At 61.3% G+C, this 7,718-nt stretch carries 3 protein-coding genes; 1 reads left to right on the top strand and 2 read right to left on the bottom strand.

The window, feature by feature from the left end:
- Positions 1-167 precede the first annotated feature (167 nt).
- Positions 168-821 (bottom strand): DsbA family oxidoreductase, encoded by a 654-nt coding sequence (locus tag AACY08_RS06465; RefSeq protein ID WP_339417816.1) that lies wholly within the window; start codon positions 819-821, stop codon positions 168-170.
- A 68-nt stretch (positions 822-889) separates the two neighbouring features.
- Entirely contained in the window at positions 890-1,909 is a 1,020-nt protein-coding gene (locus AACY08_RS06460; protein ID WP_339468677.1) for an alpha/beta fold hydrolase, read from the bottom strand.
- Positions 1,910-2,105: 196 nt separating this feature from the next.
- On the opposite strand from AACY08_RS06460, the gene AACY08_RS06455 reads away from it, so the two are divergent.
- Entirely contained in the window at positions 2,106-7,706 is a 5,601-nt protein-coding gene (locus AACY08_RS06455) for a dermonecrotic toxin domain-containing protein (protein WP_339468666.1), read from the top strand.
- Positions 7,707-7,718: the final 12 nt, after the last annotated feature.

Below are 7,718 nucleotides of genomic sequence, written 5' to 3'. Positions count from 1 at the left end.
AAGCCTGCGTTCGGCCAGCGTGGTTGATGGGGCGCCTGAGATCAAAATCAAAAACAGATCAAAAGCCAGAGCAACCGCTGCTCAGCCGAGCTCGGGCATCGGGCGGAAAGTTGTGTAGATACCTATGGTCATCGCAGGCAAGCCAGCTCCCACTTTTTAGATCAGTTTCAGGATTTGGCTTCGCTGATGATCTGCCGAATCGCGCCCACAAATGCCTCGGCTGGCTGGCCACCGCTGACGGCGTACTGATCGTTGAACACAATGGTCGGCACCGAGGTCACGCCACGGGAGATCCACAGCTGTTCCTGTTCGCGGACATCGGCGGCGTATTCATCGGAGGCGAGAATCTCAGCCGCACGTTTGATATCCAGGCCAACGCTTTCTGCAATGATCGCCAGCGTCGCATGATCGGAAGGGTCCTGGCCGTCAGTGAAATACGCCTTGAACAGCGCTTCCTTGAGGTTGTACTGCAAGCCTTCCAGCCCGGCCCAATGCAGCAGGCGGTGGGCGTCGAAGGTGTTGTAGATACGGCTCTGACCATCCGTGCGAAAAGCAAAGCCCAACGCAGCCCCCATGTCGCGGATTCGCGCACGGTTTGCCTGGGACTCTTCGGCGGTGGAGCCGTATTTTTCGGTGATGTGCTCGACGATGTTCTGGCCCTCGGCGGGCATGTTCGGGTTCAGCTCGAACGGCTGGAAATGGATCTCGGCCTGTACTTCGGCGCCAAGCTGGTCGAGGGCTTCGGTCAGCCCGCGCAGGCCGATGATGCACCAGGGGCAGGACACGTCGCTGACGAAATCGATTTTCAGGGGAGTACTCATGGCAGGCAACCTCGCTGGCGTTCTTTGTGGCAGTAGCAGTGCCGGAAAGGTTGCACGATACACCAATGTCACAGCAGCTTCGAAGGCGCGACCGGGTCAATCTGCGCCCAGTGCGCGGCATCTTCACGATGCGCTTGCAGGTACGGCAACACCGCCGCCAGCAATGGCGCCTTGAACGCCTCTTGAAAACGATGGGCCAAGCCAGGAATCAGCGTCAACTGGCTGCCCTGGATATGCGCCGCCAAGTGCACGCCGTGCATCACCGGTAACAGCGGGTCGGCAGTGCCATGCACGACCAGGGTTGGCACGCGCAACTGGTTGAGCAATGGCACCCGGCTCGGTTCGGCAAGGATCGCCATGATCTGGCGCTTCACGCCTTCTGGGTTGAACGCTCTGTCGTAGGACAGCGCCGCCTGATGCAGCAACGCCTGGCGATCATCCTTCACATTCGGGCTGCCCAGCGCCGCCAACAGGTCCGCCTGCTGCTCCAGCGCCACTTCTCGATTGGGCGCACTGCGCCGTGATAACAATTGCACCAGCGCCGCATTCGGCGCTGGCAGGCCTTCGGCGCCAGAACTGGTCATGATCAACGTGAGGCTCTCGACCCGTTGCGGCGCCATGGCCGCCAGGTGCTGGGCGATCATGCCGCCCATGCTCGCACCCAGCACATGGAATTGCTGGACCTGCAAAGCGCTCATCAAGCCCAGGGCGTCGTCGGCCATGTCGGTCAGCGTATACGGCGCCGCCACCGGCAAGCCGAGCTTGTAGCGCAGTACCTCAAAGGTCAGGTTCGCGCCCGCCGGGGCCTGTCGCCAGGTCGACAGGCCGACGTCACGGTTGTCGTAGCGGATCACCCGGAACCCCTGTTGGCACAGGGCGACCACCACTTCGTCCGGCCAGTGGATCAACTGCCCGCCCAGGCCCATCACCAGCAACAAGGCAGGGTCGGACGCACGACCGATGCTCTGGTAAGCGATGCTCACCTGAGCCAGGTCGACCGTTTGGGTCGGGACATTGACGTCACATCGAGAAGCCGCAAAAGACGGCAGGCCGAACAGTAAAGCGGCCAGTAAAAACAACACGCGCATGAAATACACCGAAACGCAGAACCCCAGTAGAACGCGAGTCTGATGAAGTTTGTTCAAGCGCGCTGCCACACTTCCATGACAGTTTAATGAAGGCCGCCCAACGGTCGGTGACCTACCTATGTAACCCCAAAGCCTGGGGAGTGAAGCGCTCAATACGGGTTTGCCGGTAATCCCGGCCCTTTGGAGCCCCGTCACCATGTCCAAAACGTCCCTCTTCGATATCCTCCCGGCGCATCCCCCCGCGGAATTTGCCCGTCTGCACTCGGCAAGCGCTGCCTTGGGTAGCAACGAGAACGCGATGCGCCAGGCCCATCAGCGCCTGCAACGCTGTCGCGAGGAAATGCTTACACTGATGGCCGCAACCCCGACGGTGCGGACCTCAATTCGCTGGTATCTGCAACAACGCCTGGAGCTGAACAGCGATCGAGTCAGCCTGCATTTCTTCCCCACCGACACCGCGCCAAGAGCGCGTTTCAACCTGACCGAAGCCTGCGGTTTTTTTCTCGGCCACCCCCAGGCATCGACCGACGCACTGCGCGCCGGTGAAGTGGTTAACTTGCCCGCTGGACATCGCTACGCCAGTTGGTCGGCAACGCGCCTGCTGGAGTCGGTCAGGGTGCTGGACCTCAAGCAAGCCTTGCTGGAGGGATGGAACGCTTACTGGATGAGCCGAGCGCCCGGCACAGGCGTCTCGCGGCGGGAACGGGCGGCGCAGCTGTACAAGACACACTTCGAGGTGTCCGCGCAATTTGTCCAAGCCAGCCGCGTACAGCGCGCGGATCAATTCAAGGTGCTGCAGGTGCTGATCGATCCGCACACCGTCGAGCTGGACGGCCAGCACTTGTATACCGAACAAATGCGGCTCACCCGCGCGAACGGCGAGCAGTTGGCGTTGCCGGGCGCATGGGTCGTCACGCTGGACAGCGACGCACCGGTCAACCAGTTGTTGTACCTGCCGTTCCACGACCCGGCCTGGCAATTGTTCAGCAACAGGACCGATCTGGAGCGCTGGTTGCTGGACCATCAGCAAACACTGTTCAAAGTCAACGATCCGCTGGCCTCGATCCACTACCAAGTGCACGTCATGCCGCTGGACACGGGCATCAACCAATGGCTGGCCTCACTGGGCGAGGCCCAGTATCAGAGCACCCAGGTCAGCGAGCCTGCGTACGACCTGATCGAAGGCAGTATCAGCGCGCTGATCACGGCGGATGAACGCGATCAGCAACGCCAGAGCAACGCGCTGTTCGCACCCGCTCCAGCGCTGCCGGCAACCTTGATCCACGACGAGCCACAACCGACGCCGACATTCGGCCTGCTGAGTGCTGACCTCCCCGCCAGCGAACGCCAAGGCATGATCACGCAGCAACTGGCGGCGATCGAGCAGTGGCTGGGAAATGACGAGAATGCGGACTTGCAACACCCCAGGGTGATGGCATTGAAACAGCAACTCGACACCTTACACGGGCATCAGGACGCTGCTGCCACTGCTGCCTGGGGTTTGTTGACCAGGGGGGTGTTCGATGTTCCCACTCTCAACACTCACTTCACCGCATTGCACAGCGCCCGTCTCGGTGGCCTGCTCAGCGAGGCGCTGATCCAGCACACCCTGGGCCAGTTGACCACTGACGAACACGCGCTGGTGCAGAATCTGCTGACCTCTCCCGCCGTTGCCCGCGAGGCGACTAGCCCGGTTGCGGCCACCTTGAACCTGTCGCTGACCCGGCAACTGGACTCCTCCAGCACGACGGCCAGCACCACCGAACTCATCGGGCCCTTTCTGATCACCACTGCGCAAGCGTTGACAGACCCAGCCAACGCACGCCACAGCGTGCTGCTCTATTGGCCCGGCGCCGCCGGCGGGCTACAACGGTTTAATTCACGCCAGGATTTGGAACAGTCGTTGTTGCACCTGCAAGCCGACGAAACGGCACTGGCCGTCAGCTACACCCCCCTCACTGGAGACCCTCTGAATGACAGCCTGCGTCGCCAGCAAACGGCGTTCGACACGGAGGCCGCGACGATACGCTCAAACTACCCCCTACTGTCGCAACGGGAAAACGCGTTGGAAAACCTGCGCCTGAGAACCCTCGACTCCCTGCTGGTACCCGCCGCCGAAGCGCGGGACGCCGCCTTCATGCAACTGATCGAGCAAAACAACAGCAGCCACCTTGCTACCCGGATGCCGAGCTGGCTGCAACAAACGCCCGGCGCGCACTCAAGACTCAAGACCCTGATAGAGGTTTTCCCTGACGCCCTGGCGCAGGCTCAAGCATTGATCGCCCGCTCATTGCCTGAGCGCGAGGGCTATCTCAAGCGGCAGATCGACGCGCGCCTGCGCAAGGACTTCGCCCTCAAGCAAGGCTTCAGCGTGCAACTGGAGCTGCCGGACTCGGTCGAGCAACGTCGCGAGCCCACCGGTGGCGCGGCGCCGGGTACGCCGGTGAAGGTGGTCAACGTGCCCAGTGCCCAGCGCAGTTCTATGACACTGGAGGCGCTGGCTCTGGGCAATATCGACGAGGCCATCGGGCTGCGCATGGCCTTCAAGACCCTCACAGTACGCGCCGACGATGCCACTGAACTCGCTACCCTGAAGACGGGCCTCACCCACGCGTACCTGTTCAAGCTGGCACGCGACCTCAACCTGGCGCAGAAGTACGAAAACCTGATTCTCGACACGTTCAAGGGCAACGACCAAGAGTCCCTGTTTGCCACCCAATACCGTCGCGAATGCCTCCTGCAACCCTGGCGCCTGACCTTGCATCTGCAGGGCGAATGCGCGCACTTGCAAGGCCTCATAGACGCCCAGGCACTGCGCCTGTTGCAGATCGCCACGGACGCCGACCGCAACGAAGCGTGGAACGTCGAGGGCAAGCGCATCCGCCTGCTGCCCGCGCACCTGAGCGCCGGCACTGGCGACACCGGCGGAGCCAGCACGATCACCTTGTCCGGGATCACGTTTATCGAGGAGCAGAACAGTGGCCAGACCCTGCTCTACCTGCCTGAGGTGCCGGATGGTCAATGCCTGCGGCCCTACGCCAACCTAGAGCAGGCGCGCAAGGCGCTGTTCGATCGGTGTGCGCAAGACAGCATGGCCCGCTATGTGGCCGGATGTGCGTTGGAGGGCGCGGTCGCTGGGCATCTGTCGCGGCTGCAGCTTGCCCATCAGCAGGGGTTTGACGCGATGATCGGCGTGGGCCTCTCCTGGCCGACCTCCACCTCGTTGGCCGCCCATCAGTTGGATGCCTACATGGGACGCTTGCTCCAGTCGCATCGCAATGACTCGCGCTCGAATGCCGACCTGACGCTGCAAAAGTACGCGTTGCAGAGTGACACCTTGTTCAAGGGGATCAAGATCGCGCTGGGTGTGCTACCGGTGATCGGTACTGCGGTCAACCTCGGCGACGGGGTTATCAGTTTGTACAACGCCGTCGACGCGTTTCGCCAAGGCAAACCCTTCCATGGGATCACCGAACTGGTGGCGGTATTCGAGTCCCTGGTGTATGCGCTGTTAGACATAGCCCCAGCAATGGGCGCACCTAAAGCCAGCGCCCGGGCCGCGCGCCAACTCACACGCGTTCGCCAGGCGTCCCGAGCGCTGCACCGGCAACCGTTCTGGAGCGCATTGCCACGGCAAAAACCTGCGGCTACGCGCTTGCGCTTCGAGGGGTACGCCTATGAAAAACCGCTGTCACTGGCCGATCTGCAGCCCCAGGCCAATGGCATTTACCGCCAGGTATACCGCCACGCTGAGGGTGATTTTATCCTTCATCAGGGCCTTACCTATCAGGTGGAATACGACAAGCACCTGCGCGCCCTGCGCTTGAGCGGCACCCGCAGCAAAACCTACAAGCAGCCGATCGGCCTGAATGAGCGTGGCCAGTGGGACACCCATGGCGGCCTGTATGGCACTTTGGTAGACGGTGGCCTGGCCGGTGGCGGCAACCTGCTCGGGCATCTGGCCGACCAGATGGACCCCTTGTGGCCAGCCGCCATTCGCGAATGGCTGCCACGCTGGTGGACTGACCACACGTGGCGCCAGCATCAGCGGTTGATGGGCCGTATCGCCAGCACTGAGCAGTCTATGGGTGCGCTCGCACAGCGGATCAACGTGCTGCTGCCACGTTACGCCGCGAATGACTTGTCGGTGATTTCCGATATTGAACGGGTCATGGACGAACTGATCGCACTCGCGAAAGTCATGGACGCCGACTTGGTGCGCATCAGTTCGCATGTGCGGGGCAACCGCGCCAGCCTGCTCAGAAAAGCACGGGGCGATACCGCGCAAGACGTTGTTCACTGCGCGCAGTTCCAGGTCAAGTTTAGTCTCGGACTGTTTTTCAAGACGGGTAACGAAACCAATGCCGCCCTCGCCCACCTCAACAGCCTGCCGTTTGATCAACTCGCCGCCCGGACCGCCCAGCGCGCGCAGGTCAGGCGCCTGCGCGTGCAAACCTACGAGTACTTAAGGCGCCTGGACACTGCCATCGAACAGATGAATCACTGGCTGCCGCTGGTGCAAGGCCCCTCCCGCACAATCATGGTCAACGCTGCAGAAACAATTAACCGGGGACTCTCCGAACGCCACCTGGTGAACATGAAAGCCGGTGAATTGATGGACCTGATTGTTCGTCGCCACCCAGAACAGGATGTTTCCTGGCACTACCTGCAAGGCCCGTTGCGCAATGCCGAGAATACATTGAGCCGCGCACTCTATTTGCAACTGCACCTGCTCGAAGCAGGAGCTGGCCCGGCCCAGCGTAATCAAATCCTGCGTTACTGCATCGCGGTCTACGGTAACTATCGGCGGCAGTTGAACAGTTGGCGAGCGAGCGCGCCGATGCACTTCGATGATGTTTACGTGGAAATGATGCACACGGAAATCGAAAAAATCCGGGGCTTGGCCGAAAAGGCACTGACCTACCAATCGACGCCCGCCCCGCGCGGCAGCAACAGAAGGGTGTTCGAGTCGGTCGACAATGTATTGCTGATCGGCGAAACCGCGCCGTCGGCAGCCGGGCAGCCACGTCGGTACACCATGACCGGCCCACGTGGTCACGAGCAAATCTGGGAACAAACGCCCAATGGCAGGTTTCACTTGACCAACCCATTGCCCTCGACGCCTTGGCAGCCGACTGCGCGAGACCTGCCGGCCACGCTACAAGCGGCCCGATACCGCCTGGAGGGTGTCTCGGCCCACCGGACAACCGTTGAGGGCTACGCTCGGCGGGGCATGAGCCCCAACGATCTGGAGTTCATGATGACCAGTGAAGCCGACTCTTTGAACCTGCAAGCACGTCACATCGAGGCGCTTGACCCTCAGGCCAGCATTCTCCCGGAACTTCGTCGCACCGCCACAGAGCTGACTGAGCAGGGGCGTCAGTTACGAATCGAGCAAATATGTAAAAGCCAGACCCCGACCGAAGGCTACCTCGACTACCTGCTGACACAACGAACGGACGCCAATCCCATTGTCGATATCCGCAAAACAGGTCCGATTGAAGCGTTGGGCAAACGCCAGGACGGTCGCCCGGACTTTATGCAGGAATACGAGGTCCGCGACCTGCGTAGCGCGGCCCCGCAAGTTCTGTGGTACGCCCACTTTCACTACGAAAGCAGTACGCCAAGGCAATTCGACACGTTCGTCAAAGCTCACCTCAAGATTCCCAGCCAACGCCGGCAGGGCCTGAAATGGCAGCAAATCCAGGCACAAGGAAGTGGTAGCAACCAGGTCACGCCGATCTGGCGCGGGAGCATCGGTAAGCCGTTTGCGATACTGCATTTCAAGGAAATATGACGCTGTAGAGGG

This window comes from Pseudomonas sp. EL_65y_Pfl1_R83 (genome assembly GCF_963970695.1).
Lineage (GTDB): Bacteria > Pseudomonadota > Gammaproteobacteria > Pseudomonadales > Pseudomonadaceae > Aquipseudomonas > Aquipseudomonas tritici.
This window is presented reverse-complemented; position numbering and strand designations above follow the sequence as displayed.